Consider the following 15,830-nt stretch of genomic DNA (forward strand, 5'->3'; position numbering starts at 1 on the left):
GAAGAAGCCATGACACACCAGCCGGCACGCGTCGCCCTCGTCACCGGCGCGACCAGCGGCATCGGCCTGTCCGTCGCCACGCTGCTCGCCTCGCAGGGCCACCAGGTGTTCCTCGGCGCCCGCACCGAGGACGGCGTCGTCGCCACCGTGAAGTCCCTGAAGGACAAGGGGTACGACGTCGAGGGCCAGGTGCTCGACGTCCGCGACACCGACTCGATCGAGAGCTTCGTCCGGGCCGCCGTCGAGACCTTCGGCGACGTCGCCGTCCTCGTCAACAACGCCGGCAGGTCCGGCGGCGGCGTCACCGCCGACATCGCCGACGAGCTGTGGGACGACGTCATCGACACCAACCTCAACAGCGTCTTCCGCATGACCCGCGCCGTGCTGACCCTCGGCGGGATGCGGAACCGCGACAGCGGCCGCATCATCAACATCGCCTCGACCGCGGGCAAGCAGGGCGTCGTGCTCGGCGCCCCCTACTCGGCCTCCAAGCACGGCGTCGTCGGCTTCACCAAGGCGCTCGGCAACGAACTGGCGCCCACCGGCATCACCGTGAACGCCGTCTGCCCCGGCTACGTCGAGACGCCGATGGCGCAGCGGGTGCGGCAGGGCTACGCCGCCGCGTACGAGACGACCGAGGCCGCGATCCTCGCCAAGTTCCAGGCGAAGATCCCGCTCGGCCGCTACAGCACCCCCGACGAGGTCGCCGGCATGGTCGGCTACCTCGCCTCCGACACCGCCGCTTCCGTCACCTCCCAGGCGCTGAACGTCTGCGGCGGCCTCGGCAACTTCTGACCCGGCAAGGAGCAGCCGTCATGACAACTCGCGAGGTCGAGCACACGATCGACATCGGTGCTCCCGCCGACACCATCTACACCCTGCTGGCCGACGTCGGCCACTGGCCGCGGATCTTCCCGCCGACGATCTACGCCGACCGGGAGGAGACGGGACCGGACGAGGAGCGCATCAGGATCTGGGCCACCGCCAACGGCGCGGCCAAGAACTGGACGTCGCGCCGCTTCCTGTACCCGGCGGAACGGCGCATCCGGTTCCGCCAGGAGGTCAGCACCCCGCCGGTCGCCGAGATGGGCGGCACCTGGATCATCGAGGAGCTCGGCGCGGGCGGGTCGCGGGTGCGGCTGCTGCACGACTACCGGGCGATCGGCGACGACCCGGACGACCTGGCCTGGATCGACCGGGCCGTGGACACCAACAGCACCAGCGAGCTGGCCTCGCTGAAGGAGAACGTCGAGCGGGCGCACGCCGCCGACCGGTCCGAGCTGACCTTCTCCTTCTCCGACGAGGTACGGATCGAGGGCAGCGCCAAGGACGTTTTCGACTTCATCAACGAGGCCGGCCAGTGGCCCGAGCGGCTGCCGCACGTGGCGACCGTGCGCTTCAGCGAGGAGACCCCGGGGCTGCAGTCCCTGGAGATGGACACCCGGGCGAAGGACGGCTCGACGCACACCACCAAGTCCTACCGGGTGGCCTTCGCGCCGCACCGGATCGCCTACAAGCAGGTGACACTGCCCGCGCTGATGACCCTGCACACGGGGATCTGGACCTTCGAGGAGGACGGCGGCGGCGCCGTCACCGCCACCTCCCAGCACACCGTCACGATCAACACCGAGAACATCGCCCGCATCCTGGGCGAGCAGGCCACCGTGGCGGACGCCCGCGCGTACGTCCAGGGCGCGCTCAGCGCCAACAGCAGCGCCACCCTGGGGCACGCCAAGGACTACGCGGAGCGGATGGCCTGAGATGAGCGCGCAGGACGGCGTCCCGGGCGTACGGGCCGGGGGTCCCTCACGGACCACCCGGCTCGACGCCCAGGTGATCATCGTGGGGGCGGGGCCCGTGGGGCTGATGCTGGCGGGCGAACTCAGCCTGCGCGGTGTCCGCGTGGTGGTCGTCGAGCAGCGGCACGGGCCGACGACGGAGTCGCGGGCCTCCACCCTGCACGCGAGAACCATGGAGATCTTCGACTCCCGCGGGCTCCTCCCCGATGTCGGCGGGCCGCCGAACGCGACCCGCGGCCACTTCGGCGGCATCCCCCTCGACCTGACGCTGCCCGGCGCGTACCCGGGACAGTGGAAGGTGCCGCAGGCCAAGACGGAGTCGGTGCTGGAGGAGTGGGCGCTGTCGCTGGGCGCCGACATCCACTGCGGCACCCGGCTGCGGGTGCTGGGCGTCACGCAGGAGGGCGACTCCGTCGAGGCCGAGGCCGTCGGCAGGGACGGCGAGGTGGTGCGGCTGCGGGCCGCGTACCTCGTCGCCTGCGACGGCCAGGACTCGACGGTACGCAGGCTGACCTCGGCCCCGTTCCCGGGCCACGGTGCCGCCCGCGAGCTGCTCCGCGCCGACGTGGCGGGCATCGACGTGCCGGACCGCAGGTTCGAGCGGCTGCCCCGCGGGCTCGCGATCGCCGCCCGCCGCGAGGACGGCGTGACCCGCGTGATGGTGCACGAGTTCGGCGCGCCCGTACGCGCCTCGGGCAAGCCGGACTTCGCCGGATTCTGCGCCACCTGGCGGCGGGTGACGGGCGAGGACATCAGCGGCGGCACCCCGCTGTGGGTCAACAGCTTCCACGACGCCAACCGCCAGCTCGCCTCGTACCGGCAGGGCCGCATCCTCTACGCGGGGGACGCCGCCCACCAGCAACTGCCCATCGGCGGCCAGGCGCTGAACCTCGGCGTGCAGGACGCCTTCAACCTGGGCTGGAAGCTGGCGGCCACGGTCCGCGGCCGGGCCCCGGAGGGGCTGCTCGACTCGTACCACACCGAACGGCACGCGGTCGGCCGCGCGGTGCTCGGCAACATCCGCGCGCAGGCGCTGCTCCTGCTCGGCGGGCACGACAACGACCCGCTGCGCACCGTGCTGACCGAACTCATCGGCCACGAGGCGGTACGCACCACCCTCGCCGGCGCCGTCAGCGGACTCGGCATCCGCTACGACGTCGGCGGCCCCCCGCACCCTCTGCTCGGCGCGCGGCTGCCGCACGCCCGGCTCCTGGTGGCCGGCGCTCCGCGGACGACGGCGGAGCTGCTGCGCTCCGGCCGCGGCCTGCTGCTCGGTCTCGGCGGCGCGCCGCCGGCCGGCGCGGACGGCTGGGCGGACCGGGTCGACGTGGTCACCGCGGAGCCGGAGCCCCCGCAGGCGGACGGCGCGGCCGGGCCACTCGACGGCACCGGCGCCCTGCTCGTACGCCCCGACGGCTACGTGGCCTGGGCCGGCGACCGGCGCGGCGACGGGCTGGCGGAGGCACTCCGGCGGTGGTTCAGCACACCCGGCGAGCCGCACGGCCGGGCCACCGCGGCCACGGCGGCCGGCGCGGCCCGGCGGACGGAACGCACCCACACCCCGGCCCCCGTGCACCACGGGCCGGCCTGACGGACACGAGAGGGACGACGTGGATACAGATGTGATCGTCGTCGGCGCCGGCCCGACCGGGCTGATGCTGGCGGGAGAGCTGCGGCTCGGCGGGGCCCGCGTGGTGGTGCTGGAGCGCCTCGCGCGGCCGACGGGACAGTCGCGCGGACTCGGCTTCACCGCGCGCGCGATGGAGACGTTCGACCAGCGCGGGCTGCTGCCCCGCTTCGGGCAGGGCGAGACGCTGGAGATCAGCCCGATGGGGCACTTCGGCGGCGTGCAGTTCGACTACACGGTGCTCGCGGACGGCCACTTCGGCGCCCGCGGCATCCCGCAGAACCAGACCGAGGCGGTGCTGGAGGAGTGGGCCGCGGAGCTGGGCGCGGACATCCGCCGCGGCGCCGAACTGGTGGAGATCGCCGACGGGTTCCTCGACGGCGACCACGTGGAGGTGGCCGTCGCCACGGCCGGCGGCGTGGAGCGGCTGCGGGCCGCGTACCTCGTCGGCTGCGACGGCGGCCAGAGCCGCACCCGCAAGCTCGCCGGGTTCGACTTCCCCGGGCTGCCCGCGACCCGCACGATGTTCCTGGCCGACGTGCTCGGCTGCAACCTCAAGCCCCGCTTCCTCGGCGAGCGGCTGCCCAACGGCATGGTGATGGCGGCACCGCTCCGCGAGGGCGTGGACCGCATCATCGTCTGCCCGCACGGCGCGCCCGCCCGCGACCGCGACGACGACGTGACCTTCGCCGAGGTGGCGCGCGCCTGGCAGCACATCACCGGCGAGGACATCAGCGGCGGCAGCGCCGACTGGGTCAGCTCGTTCAGCGACGCCACCCGGCAGGTCCGCGAGTACCGCAGGGGCCGGGTGCTGCTCGCGGGCGACGCCGCCCACATCCACCTGCCGGCCGGCGGCCAGGGCCTGAGCACGGGCGTGCAGGACGCGGCGAACCTCGGCTGGAAGCTGGCCGCGGAGATCCGCGGCACCGCGCCCGCCGGGCTGCTCGACAGCTACCACGCGGAGCGGCACGCGGTCGGGCGGCGGCTGCTGATGAACACCCGCGCGCAGGGCATCGTGTTCCTCGGCGGGGAGCAGTCGGACCCGCTGCGGGAGCTCTTCGCCGAGCTGATCGGTGGCTACGACGACGTCAAGCGGCATCTGGCGGGCATCGTGAGCCATCTCGACATCCGCTACGACCTCACGGCGGCGGACGGTGCGGACGGTACGGAAGGCGCCGGCGGCCCCGACTCCGCCGCCGCCCCGGTGCATCCGCTGCTCGGCCGCCGGATCGGCAAGCGCCCGCTGACCGGCGCCGGCGGCGACACCGACACCGTACGGCTGCTGCGCGCCGGCCGCGGCGTGCTGCTGGATCTCGCCGACGACGCCGCCCTCAGGACCGCCGCGGCGCCGTGGGCGGACCGGGTCGACGTGGTGACCGCGGTGGCCAAGCCGCCCGAGGACGGCGACGACCTGCTCGCCGGCGCCGGCGCCGTGCTCGTACGCCCCGACGGCTACGTGGCGTGGGTCGGCGCGGACACGGAGAAGGACCCCGCGGCCGCCCTCGGCCGCTGGTTCGGCGCCGGCCGGAGCGCGTGACCGCCGACCCGCGGCCCGTCGTCCTGGAGGCGGCCGGTATCCGGCTGTCGGCTCTGCTCAGCGAGCCGGCCGGGGACCGGCCGCCCCTGGCGACGGTCGTCGCCCTGCACGGCGGCGGCATGACGGCCTCGTACTTCGACGCCCGCGCCCGCCCCGGCCTGTCGCTGCTGGAGCTGGGCGCCACGCTCGGCTTCGCCGTGCTGGCCGTGGACCGCCCCGGCTACGGCCGCTCGGCGGCCCGACTGCCGGAGGGCGTCAGCCTCTCGCGGCAGACCCGGCTGCTGCGGGCCGGGCTCGCCGACTTCGCAGAGCGGCACCCGACCGGCGCCGGGACGTTCCTGCTGGCGCACTCGTACGGCGGGAAGCTGGCCCTGTCGCTGGCCGCCGCGGCGGGCACAGGGGACCGGCTCCTCGGCCTGGACGTCTCCGGCTGCGGCCACCGGTACGCGGCCCTGCCCGGCGCCACCCCGGGGGCGGGCCCGTCCCGGCGCGACACCCTGCGGCACTGGGGGCCGCTGCGGCTCTACCCGCCGGGTACGTTCCGCGCGGGCCGCGGCATGACGACGCCGATGCCGGGACGGGAGGCGGCGGGACTGCCGCGCTGGCCGCGGCTCTTCGCCCGGCTGGCGCCCCGGGTCCGGGTGCCGGTGCGGCTCACCTTCGCCGAGCACGAACGCTGGTGGCGGCACGGGGAGCCGGATCTCGCCGACCTGGCGGGCCGGTTCACCGCGAGCCCGCGCGTCCAGGTGGACCGGCAGCCGGGCGCAGGACACAACATCAGCCTCGGGTGGGCGGCCCGCGCCTACCACCTGCGCGCGCTGGCGTTCCTCACGGAGTGCCTCACCCCGGCGGGGTGAGGCCGCCCGGTTCCGGCGGTCACATTCTCCCGCGTTGGTGCGTCATCAATACGCAGACGTCACGCGTGCGTCGGACGAGGTGTCCGGTCGCGCAGAAACAACCCGGAGGAGAACATGACTGCTCGTATGCCCAACCCTGCGGTCGTAGCGGGGCCCGATCTGATGCCGGCCCTGCTCACCGTGGCCGGGGCTGCGAAGAGCTGCGGGGTGCCGGAGACCACGCTCAACCTCGTCTACCTGCGTGTCAGTCAGATCAACGGGTCCAGCTGGAACGTGAACAAGCACGCCGCCGATCTGAAGGCGGCGGGTGAGAGCGACGAGCGGATCGGCACTGTCGCCGCCTGGCGCAACACCGCGTACTTCACGCCCGCGGAGCGGGCCGCTCTGGCCCTGGCCGAGGCCGCCACCCGCCTGAGTGACCGCGCCGACGCGGTGTCGGACGAGGTGTGGGATGAGGCTGCGAAGCACTACTCCGAGCAGCAGCTCGCCGGGCTTCTCATAGCCACCGGGCTGAGCAACTTCTGGCACCGCCTGATGCCGACCACCCGTCAGCCGGCCTGACGGTCGAGGGTCCGGGTGGGCGCGGCCGCATCGCGCCGTACCACCGCGGCCTGCCGTATGTGTCGCGCGGTCGGACCCCGTGGCGCCGGGCCGCGCGTCCTGCCGGCGTGCGGGCGCCAGGAGCCTGCCGAGGACTTCGGAGAATCAACCAGGAGGGTACTGATGGACGAGCATGAGGCGCTGCTGGCGGAGCAGTTCGAGGAAGCCAGGGATCATCTGCGCGCCGTCGCGTTCCGCATGCTCGGGTCCGTGACCGAGGCGGACGACGCCGTCCAGGAGGCGTGGCTTCGTCTCAGCCGGTCGCGTGAGGACGGGATCCGCAACCTCCACGGCTGGCTGACCACGGTGGTCAGCCGGGTGTGTCTGGACATGCTGCGGGCGCGTCGGCGGCGCCGGGAGGACCTCGTGGAATCCTCGGTCCTGGCGGTGGGCGGCGGTTCCGATCCCGTGGAGCAGGTGCTGCTGGCCGATTCGGTCGGGCTGGCGCTGCTGGTGGTGCTGGAGTCGCTGGAACCCGCAGAACGGCTGGCGTTCGTCCTCCACGACCTGTTCAACGTTCCCTTCGACGAGATCGCTCCGATCGTCGAACGGACGCCTGCAGCGGCGCGGAAGCTCGCCAGCCGGGCCCGCCGCCGGGTGCGCGGCGGTCATCTGCTCTCGGAGCCCGACCTGGCGCGCCGACGGGAGGTGGTCGAGGCGTTTCTCAGCGCGGCGCGTACCGGGGACTTCGACTCCCTGATCAGTGTGCTCGACCCCGATGTCGAGTCGCGGAACAACGGGGTACCCCGTGCGCGTGGTGCGCTGGCCGTGGCCAAGGGAGCGTCCTCGTTTGCGCAGATCGCCCGGTTCGCTCAGCCGGCGCTGATCAACGCGTCCCCCGGGGTGATCGCGGCGCACGCGGGCCAGGGGGTACGGGTGATCACTTTCGAGATGAGGGACCGGATGATTACCGTGATTGATGTGATCACCGATCCTGCCCGGCTCCTCGCCCTCGACATGGCTTTGCTCGACGGCTGATCACTGAAACCGGCCCGCGCCCGGCGGGGCGAGTACGGCGATTCAGGACCGTTTCACCAGAGAAGTTCGAGCCGGTCCGAGTTCAATTGCCGCGTGGTGGGTGCTCTGCGGTTCGCGGAGAGTATTCCCGCCGTTCATGATTCCCGACGCTGAGGGTGGTGTGCTGTGGCACAGGACGAGAGAGCGGGCGGTAGTCCGCCGGCGCGGGTCGGTGGGAGTGCGGAGAAAGGCGCCGCCACCGCCACGGGACACGGGCGGGCCTCGCGGCTGCCCTCACTGACCGGGCTTCGGTTCGCCGCGGCGCTGCTGGTATTTCTCAACCACGTCGGGCTCCCCTTCCCGCACTCGCGCCTGCTGGAGTCCGATTCCGCGGCGATGAACCTGTTCGACGTGACGGGGAATGCCGGTGCGCTCGGTGTGACGTTCTTCTTCGTGCTCAGCGGGTTCGTGCTGACCTGGTCGGCCCGGGAGCGGGACAGCGCCCCGCGGTTCTGGCGGCGCCGGATCGTCAAGATCTATCCCAATTACGCCGTCACCTGGCTGCTGGCGATGGTTCTCTTCGCCTCCGCGTACACATCGACCGGCACCGCAGTGGCGAACCTGTTCGCGGTTCACATGTGGTCGACCGACTTCGCCGTCTACTCCAGCGTCAACCAACCGAGTTGGTCGCTGGGTTGCGAGATCTTCTTCTATGCCTGCTTTCCGCTGTTGCACAACCTTTTCCAGCGCATACCGACGGCACATCTGAAGTACTGGATAGCCTCCGTGACGGCAGGGGCCATGGCCACGCCGGCCGTCGCCTATGCGTGGATCACGGACTGGCCGCTCTTCCCCGGCGCGGCGTTGGACGCTCCGGTCTCCTCGGAGCAGTACTGGTTCGCCAACTTCTTTCCCGCCACGCGCATTCTCGATTTCGTCCTCGGTATGCTGGTCGCGCACGCCGTGATCCGGAAGCGCTGGTTCAACATCGGCATGCTGTGGTCCGGCCTGCTGTTGGCCGGCAGTTATGTACTCTGCTCGTACGTACCATTCCTGTACTCGCAGCGGTCGATCACCGTCATCCCGATGTGCCTCTTCATCGCCGCCGCCGCGATCGCAGACATCCAGGGAAAGCGGAGCGTGTTCCGCAACCGGGTGATGATCTGGCTGGGGGAGATATCCTTCGCCTTCTACCTGATCCACTTCATCGTCCTGGCGTATCTGCGCAAGGAGATCGATGGCTTCTTCTCGGTCCCCGAGACCGTCGGTCTCGTGACGTTCGCTCTGGTGGTCAGCGTGCTCGCCTCCTGGGCGATGTACACACTGCTGGAACGGCCGATCACCCGACGCTTCTCGTCGCCTCGCAGCGCCGTCACCGTGCAGAAGGGTGAGCTGTCAACCCCCGTCACGAAGAGCTGACGTCCTTTCGCCGCCGGGCCCTGGGGCCCGGCGGCGAAAGGAGGGGCCGCCGTGACAGTGCGCTTCGATTCTCCGGGGCGCCGGGGACGCGGCTGCGGCGGACAGCCGCTCTCCGTTCGCCTGCCGATGGCGGCCGGCCCGCGGGGCGGTCCGCGTGGATCGCGAGCGGCTGATGCCGGCGGCCGGCATCAGCCGGGCTCACCTCCCGCATACGCGGGTGTGACGTGGGGGAGCCTCCCGGGCTCACCCGACGGCGAGCGGATCGTCGGCCGCGGAAGCCGTCCCGGTCCGGGACAGCAGGATGTGACGCTGGAGGCTGCTGAGTGCGCCGGACGGTTCGAGGCCCAGCTCGGTGACGAGTGTGGACCGCAGCCGCTGGTAGACGTTGAGTGCCTCGACCCGCCGACCCGAGCGGTGCAGCGCGAGCATGAACTGGCCGTGCAGGTGTTCGTGCATCCTGTACTGGTTGACCAGCACGGTCAGCTCCGCCAGCAGTTCCCGGTGGCGGCCGAGCCGCAGTTCGGCCTCGATGCGCTGTTCCAGCGCGCACAGCCGGGCCTCCTCCAGCCGTTGGGCCTCCATGACGATCTGCGGGCCGGCCTCGATATCCGTCAGCGCCGGGCCGCTCCACAGCGAGAGGGCGGCGCCGAGATGGCGGGCCGCCCCCGAGTGATCCAGGGTGTCCATGGCCCGGTAGCCGCTCTCCGTCCTGCGTTCGAACTCCCGGTAGTCCACGGTGCCGCCCCGGGTGGCCAGGCGGTAACCGCCGGGAACGGTGGCGATGATGTCCTTTGCCGTCCACAGCTCGTCCGGACTCGTCGCCAGCGCCCGGGAGATCATTTCGCGCAATTGCAGAATGTACGTCTGAAGGGTGGAACGCGCGCTTCGAGGTGGATTCTTCCCCCATAACTCATCGATCAGCACTGTCACGGGGACGACTTGGTCCGCATGAAGGGCGAGCAGGGCAAGAGCCCGGCGCGGCTTGGGCGCGGTCGGCACGACCGAGACGCGGTTTTCGCACGCTAAGAGCGTCCCCAGCACTTGGATTTCCACGTTCTCCCTCATCGTCAGCTGGTGGGCCAGTGAGGTCTGCGGAGCCTGCCTACTTCACGATGTGATCACCTGTCCAATGGTCGGTTACTCATTCCCAACAGCAAAACAGCGCAGTCGGATTGTGTCAATAGGCTTTAGAGGTGCCCGCACGTCGCCGCACCTTCGTTCTCCTGAATGGACGGCGAGGATAGCTGCTCGGTGAAATGGGGGGTGGGTGAGTCGCGCCGACCGGCTTGCCGCCCTCGGAACGGCGCCGGCAAGGACTGGACCCCCTCGGCTCCGGTGACGGGAGCCGAGGGGGTGCTCAACTGATCAGATCCACAGAAAGCGGGTGATGCCGTGAACGCCGGCACCGGCGTGGCGTTTCACCAGGGCAGTGCGCTGCCGTCGTGTTTGAAGAACCGGGCGTTGGAGTCGTCGGCCGTCGCGAGGCGGACGGCGATGCGGGCGCCGTATTCGGCGGTGAAGAAGCCCTGACCTCCGTTGATGTCGGTGCGGCAATAGCCGGGATCCACGACGTTGACCTTGATGGAGGTGTCCCAGAGCTCCTTGGCGAAGGCCGCGGTAATCATGTTGAGGGCCGCCTTCGAAGAGTTGTAAGGCAGATTGTTGAGGGGCCACAGAGGACTCTCCTCGATCAATACCTGAGTCACGGAGCCCAGTTCGCTTGACTGGTTGACGATTCGGGCCGCGGGCGCCTTGCGGAGCAGCGGGAGCATCGCGTTGGTGACAGTGACGACGCCGAAAACGTTGATCTCGTAGACGTGCCGCAGTGTTTCGAGAGTACTCGCGGTGGGGCGGCCCTGGTCGGGCGGAACGGTGACGCCCGCGTTATTCACCAGGATGTCCAGGCGGCCGTGTTCCTTGTCGAGCCAGGCGGCGGCTTCCTCGACACTCTCGGCATCGGTCACGTCGAGACGCACGAACTGGGCTCCGAGTTTCTCGGCCGCGGCCCTGCCGCGTTCCTCGTCGCGGGCACCCACGACCACGTGGATGCCGAGTTCGCCGAGCTGCCGTGCGATTTCGAATCCTATGCCCTTGTTGGCTCCGGTGATGAGAGCGATCTTCGTGCTCATCTTCTCTCCGCCTTTCACTGACGTGTTCGGGACGGTGATGTCGGGTCGCGGCCCAGTGGCCGGTGCGTTCATGTGCGGCTGTCGGCCGGGTGTGCGCACGCCCCGGGCCGCGCCCGGGACCAGGAGGGGCCGACCGGCATGCGCCCGGGTGGCGATGCCGGGGAGAACGGCGCTCCGCCGCCTCCCCTTGTGCAACGGCGTGCTGCTGATCCGAATCCGGACGTCTCGTTCCGAGGCCGGAGCCCAGTGGTGCGGTGCGGTGGGTGGAGACCTGCCTTACGTGTCCGATTCGGCCGGGGCGAGGTCTGTCTCGTTGAGGTTCTTGCCGTCGTCCTCGGCGTGGGAGGCCCCGGCGTCGGCCCTGGGCATCAGGAAGGCGACGACGAGCAGGGCGATGACGCCCAGGACCGCTCCCGACAGGAACGCGTCGTGGTTGGCGCTCTCCTGGATGTTCATGATGAGCTCCGGATCGCCCCCGGTGGCCTCCATCTCGGAGTCGATTCCGCTGTAGGCGATGGTGGCGATGATGGCGAGGCCGAGGGCGCCTCCCGCCTCCTGGCTGGTGTTGATGAGGCCGGCACCGACGCCCGCCTCCTCGTCGGAGACTCCTACGAATGCAGCGATCTGGAGCGTCACGAAGACAATGCCGCAGCCGAGGCCGAGCAGGATGAAGGGGGTCAGCAGGTCGACCAGGTAGGTGCCGTCGGCGGGGGCACGCCACATCAGCAGCAGGCCGACCACGGCCAGGACCAGCCCGGCCATCACTAGGTTCCGCGGGGGGAACTTGGCGACCAGACCGGACGCGATGCCGGCGCCCGCAGCGACGGAGACGGCCAGCGGCACGTAGGCGAAGCCGGCTTCCAGGGGCGTGTAGCCGAAGGCGTTCTGCATGAAGAGGCTGGCGAAGAAGAACAGCGCGGCGAAGGTGCCGAAGACCAGCACGGCGGAGATGTTGGCGACCCGCATGGTCTTCAGCCGGAAGATGCGCAGCGGCATCATCGGCGACTTGACGAGGGACTCGATGACGATGAAGCCCGTCAGCAGCACGGCGACGCCGATCAGCGAGCCGATGGTCCGGAAGGTGCCCCAGCCCACGTGGGTGGCCTCGCCGAGGGTGAAGATCAGGAGCAGCAGGCCGGCGGTCAGGGTGGCGGCGCCGAGGGAGTCGAACTGGCTGCGCTCCTCGGCGCGGCTCTCCGGGAGGATGCGCACCGCGAAGAGTGCGGCGCCCAGGCCGATCGGCACGTTGATCCAGAAGATCCACTCCCAGCCGGGACCGTCGGCCAGGACACCGCCGAGGATCACACCGGCGATCGAGGCGATACCGGAGAGTGAACCCCACACACCGAGGGCCTTGTTGCGCTCCGGCCCCTCGGCGAAGGTGTTGGTCAGGATGGCCAGTGCCGCCGGGGTGATCAGCGCGGCGCCGAAGCCCTGGACGCCACGCGCGGCGATCAGGGTCGGGCCGTTCTCGGCAAGGCCGGAGACCAGGGAGGCCAGGGCGAAGAGGGTGAAGCCGATCTGGATGAGCCGACGGCGGCCGAAGGTGTCCGCGAGTCGCCCGCCGAAGAGCAGGAAGCCACCGAGCACGGTCGCGTACGCGGTGACGATGTAGTTCAGACTGACGTCGGTCATGTCCAGACCCTCCTGGATGGAGGGCAGGGCCAGGTTCACGATGGACACGTCGGTGAACACCATGAACTGCCCCAGGCAGACGAAGGCCAGAATCGCCCCGGAACCCGCCTTTTGCGGCGCACGGTTCGCGGTGGAGTCCGGTCCACTCATGGATAAGTCTCCTCAACTGTGATGGAAGCGGCCATGTGGAGGACTCTCCCGACCGTGCCAGCGCAACAGTGAACCTCCAGGACGGGGTGCCGATCGCGGGGAACTGTCCCGGCTTGCCGACGCACCGGACAACTCACGTGTTCTCCGTGTCCGTCCGGCCGATCCCGGCCTGGGGGGGGACCTCCGACACCATGACGAACGGGAACGGGGAAGTGTGACCGGACCCGGGAACCTGTCCCGGGCTCAGGCAGCCAGCGCCTCCCGGGTGATCCGGTACTGCTCCAGGAGCCCTTCCCGGGCGTCCCGCAGGGCCGGGGGGAAGTTTTCCCTCAACAGGTCCTGACCGCGCGCCGGTTCGGGGTCCTCAAGCAGTCCGAACATCAGATGCAGCCCGAATCGCGGCGAGCCCTGGATGAATGCCTCCCGCAGCCAGACGACATCGGCTTCCGGTACGCCCGGGAACAGACCCTCCACCACGGCCTCCTCAGCGGCGAGGTGGCCGGCCATGATGTCCCGCACCCGCGTCGCCGCTTCGGAGGCGCGGCCGGTCGGCCCGGGGGAGGGTTCCCCGTCCCGGTGGCTCGGGCCGAGGGCCGCCGCTTCCAGGTCGTTCAGCGCCTGGTCGAGCACGGCGTGCTCCGCGGAGAGCTCCGCCAGCTCGGTCTTCTGACGCGGGTACAGGGCGTGCAGCAACGGCCAGAAGACGTCGTCCTCCGCCCTGTGATGGGCATGGGTGAACGCCAGCAGCCAGCGGGCCGCCTCGGCCAGTTCGCCGGGATCCACCTCGTCGCCCCGGGCCAGTGCCTTGTAGGCATCCGCCACCATGGCCGTCCCGCGCCGCAGCACCTCGTGGATCGCGACGAACTCCTCGTACAGGAGGGCCCCCGCATTCTTGGTCGTGTCGCCCATGACGCCTTCCTCTCCAGCTAAGGGCAGTGATGACGGCCAGTACAACGGTGTCGACTACAGGTGAGCTCGAAGGCCGGTCGAGGAATCCCGCCCGGCGAAGCCGGGCCCCGGCACCCGACGCATCCGCCGACCGTCCGGAGCCGGCACACCGGGCGGGATGACGGACAGCGCGCCATGCCCCCGCCGTGCCGCCGCCCCTTACGGTCGCAGGTGTGTGCCCTTGACCACGGCTAAAGCGCCTCTCGACCCGGCGGCGCTTCGCTTGGGCCGACTCATCGGCGAGCTGACGTGGTCCGCATGACGTCCAGCCGCCGATGCGGGAAGAGCCGGACCACACCCATCTGCGAGGAGTAGGACATGGCAAAGGGCGCGATAGTCGTCGGTGCCGGACCGGTCGGGCTGATGTCGGCCGCTGAGCTGCGGCTCGGCGGTGTGGACGTCATGGTCTACGACAGACTTCCCGCCCCCAGCGGTGAGTCGCGCGGCCTGGGCTTCACCGGCCGCACCGCGGAGATCCTCGACCAGCGGGGCCTTCTCTCCCGGCTCGGCCCGTTCCGCTGGGGACAGCAGGGGCACTTCGGCGGCGTGCGCATCGACTTCGACTTGCTGGAGGAGAGCCACTTCGGGGTGATGGGCCTGCCCCAGTCGCGTACCGAGCAGTTGCTCGGCGACTGGGCCGCCGAACTGGGCGTGCAGATACGCCGCGGCTACGAGGTCACCGGCTTCGCCGAGACCGGCACCGGCGTCACCGTCCAGTACCAGGGCCCGGACGGTCCCGGGGAGGACACCGCCCAGTACCTCGTCGCCTGCGACGGCAGCCACAGCGTCGTGCGGGAGCGCGCCGGGATCGCGTTCCCCGGCGACCCCGCCACGCGCGGCCTCTACCTCGCGGACATCGTCGGTGCCGAGATCCAGCCACGGCCCATCGGCGAGCGGATCAAGGGCGGCGGCATGGTCCTTGCGGTCGGCCTGGGCGACGGCGTCACCCGTATCGTGATCCACGAGCCGGGCGTCCGGCCGCACCACGGCGAGGGCAGCCTGACGTTCACCGAGGTCGCCGACGCCTGGCAGCGGATGACCGGCGACGACATCCACCACGCCGAGCCCCGCTGGATGGCAGCGCTCACCGACGCTACCGGCCTCGCCGAGACCTACCGCGCCGGGCGGGTCTTGCTGGCGGGAGACGCCGCGCACGATCACGCGCCGCTCGGTGCGCAGGGGCTGAGCGTCGGCCTGCAGGACGCGGTGAATCTCGGATGGAAGCTGGCAGCCGTCGTCAAGGGCCGGGCTCCGGAGGAGCTTCTCGACACCTACCACGCGGAGCGGCACCCGGTGGGCCGGCACTTGCTGCGCAACGTCCATGCCCAGTCGCTCCTGTACCTCAATGCCGAAATGGAGCCGCTGCGTGCCGTGATGCACGAACTCGTACAGCTTCCTGAGGCCGCCCGCCAACTCGCCGGTCAGGTCAGCGGCCTGCACATCCGTTACGACGTGGGCGCCGAGGGCCACCCGCTGCTCGGGCTGCGGCTGGCCCCGGGCTACGAGCTGGCGTGCGCCGACGGCACCGTCGTCCGGGTCGCGGAACTCCTGCACGCGGGCCGCGGCGTCCTCATCCTCACCTCCGACGTCGGCCTGCGGCAGAAGACCGCCGCCCGCTGGGCGGACCGCATCGATGTCGTCGTCGGCTCCTGGGTCCGCGAGAACGGCCCGGAGGCGGCGCTGCTGCGCCCTGACGGGCACGTCGCGTGGGCCGCGCCGGACGGCGGCGACCTTGAGGACGGCCTGACCCGTTGGTTCGGCCCCGGCACCGCGCCGGAGGGCTGAACTGGTGCCCGGCACCGCCCGGAAGACTCCGCACCGCCCGCGTCTCGACCTGGAAGGGGCCTCCACGACCGTTCTCGTTACCGGTAGCCGTGGATATGTCGGCTCCGCTCTCGTGCGCACCCTGCACGAGCGAAACCTCGACGTCCGCGCCGGCTCGGCCGGCCCCGGCAAGCTGGCGGTTCCTGCCGGCGTCGAGACGGTGCCGCTCAGCCTCGAAACCCCGACAGCTGCGCGGACCCGGTCGACGAGCGGGACGTCGCCGGGCAGCGTTCGCGGTGCTCACCGACCTCGCCCGGCGGGGCCGTTCTTACCACCTCACCGGCCCAGAAGCACAGTCCTTCGCCGAACAGGTCCGGCTCATCGCAACGGCGGCGGGCCGGGACATAC

The 15,830-nt window shown here is 71.0% G+C and carries 13 protein-coding genes; 9 read left to right on the top strand and 4 right to left on the bottom strand.

All coding sequences use genetic code 11. From position 1 onward, the window contains the following. Positions 1–9: 9 nt before the first annotated feature. The 8 genes from fabG to FB457_RS17645 all read left to right on the top strand — a co-directional run bounded on the left by fabG (position 10) and on the right by FB457_RS17645 (position 8,796). Positions 10–795 carry a 3-oxoacyl-ACP reductase FabG gene (gene fabG, locus FB457_RS17610; RefSeq protein WP_145782364.1) on the top strand — a complete coding sequence of 262 codons (786 nt, stop codon included), beginning with the start codon at positions 10–12 and terminating at the stop codon, positions 793–795. 20 nt (positions 796–815) lie between these two features. Next, a complete protein-coding gene (locus FB457_RS17615) occupies positions 816–1,760 on the top strand; it encodes an aromatase/cyclase (RefSeq protein ID WP_145782366.1) in 945 nt (314 codons plus the stop codon). Position 1,761: 1 nt separating this feature from the next. Next, positions 1,762–3,390, top strand: coding sequence for an FAD-dependent monooxygenase (locus FB457_RS17620; RefSeq protein ID WP_145782368.1), 1,629 nt, complete (start codon positions 1,762–1,764; stop codon positions 3,388–3,390). A gap of 19 nt (positions 3,391–3,409) precedes the next feature. After that, positions 3,410–4,963, top strand: a complete 1,554-nt coding sequence (locus FB457_RS17625) for an FAD-dependent monooxygenase (RefSeq protein ID WP_052770547.1) — start codon at positions 3,410–3,412, stop codon at positions 4,961–4,963. Then, positions 4,960–5,820: an alpha/beta hydrolase gene (locus FB457_RS17630; protein WP_047019025.1), complete on the top strand. Its 861-nt coding sequence runs from the start codon at positions 4,960–4,962 to the stop codon at positions 5,818–5,820. The genes FB457_RS17625 and FB457_RS17630 overlap by 4 nt, the downstream gene beginning before the upstream one ends. Before the next feature lie 114 nt (positions 5,821–5,934). Next, complete coding sequence (locus FB457_RS17635) at positions 5,935–6,381, top strand: carboxymuconolactone decarboxylase family protein (protein WP_047019026.1); 447 nt, start codon at positions 5,935–5,937, stop codon at positions 6,379–6,381. A 162-nt stretch (positions 6,382–6,543) separates the two neighbouring features. Continuing rightward, entirely contained in the window at positions 6,544–7,398 is an 855-nt protein-coding gene (locus FB457_RS17640; RefSeq protein ID WP_047019027.1) for a sigma-70 family RNA polymerase sigma factor, read from the top strand. Between the two features lie 165 nt (positions 7,399–7,563). Then, complete coding sequence (locus FB457_RS17645) at positions 7,564–8,796, top strand: acyltransferase family protein (RefSeq protein WP_052770549.1); 1,233 nt, start codon at positions 7,564–7,566, stop codon at positions 8,794–8,796. 243 nt (positions 8,797–9,039) lie between these two features. On the opposite strand, the gene FB457_RS17650 is transcribed toward FB457_RS17645, so the two are convergent. The 4 genes from FB457_RS17650 to FB457_RS17665 all read right to left on the bottom strand — a co-directional run bounded on the left by FB457_RS17650 (position 9,040) and on the right by FB457_RS17665 (position 13,619). Continuing rightward, a complete protein-coding gene (locus tag FB457_RS17650; protein ID WP_047019028.1) occupies positions 9,040–9,849 on the bottom strand; it encodes an AfsR/SARP family transcriptional regulator in 810 nt (269 codons plus the stop codon). Positions 9,850–10,214: 365 nt separating this feature from the next. Further along, entirely contained in the window at positions 10,215–10,925 is a 711-nt protein-coding gene (locus FB457_RS17655; protein WP_052770551.1) for an SDR family oxidoreductase, read from the bottom strand. A 276-nt stretch (positions 10,926–11,201) separates the two neighbouring features. Beyond that, the gene (locus FB457_RS17660; RefSeq protein WP_047019029.1) at positions 11,202–12,710 is read right to left on the bottom strand and encodes an MFS transporter; all 1,509 of its coding nucleotides are present in this window, start codon (positions 12,708–12,710) and stop codon (positions 11,202–11,204) included. A gap of 243 nt (positions 12,711–12,953) precedes the next feature. After that, a complete protein-coding gene (locus tag FB457_RS17665; RefSeq protein WP_047019030.1) occupies positions 12,954–13,619 on the bottom strand; it encodes a hemerythrin domain-containing protein in 666 nt (221 codons plus the stop codon). A gap of 357 nt (positions 13,620–13,976) precedes the next feature. Here FB457_RS17665 and FB457_RS17670 point away from each other — a divergent pair, with 357 nt between their 5' ends. Next, positions 13,977–15,443 (top strand): FAD-dependent monooxygenase, encoded by a 1,467-nt coding sequence (locus FB457_RS17670; protein ID WP_145782370.1) that lies wholly within the window; start codon positions 13,977–13,979, stop codon positions 15,441–15,443. Positions 15,444–15,830 lie beyond the last annotated feature (387 nt).

Source organism: Streptomyces sp. CNZ287 (assembly GCF_007827615.1).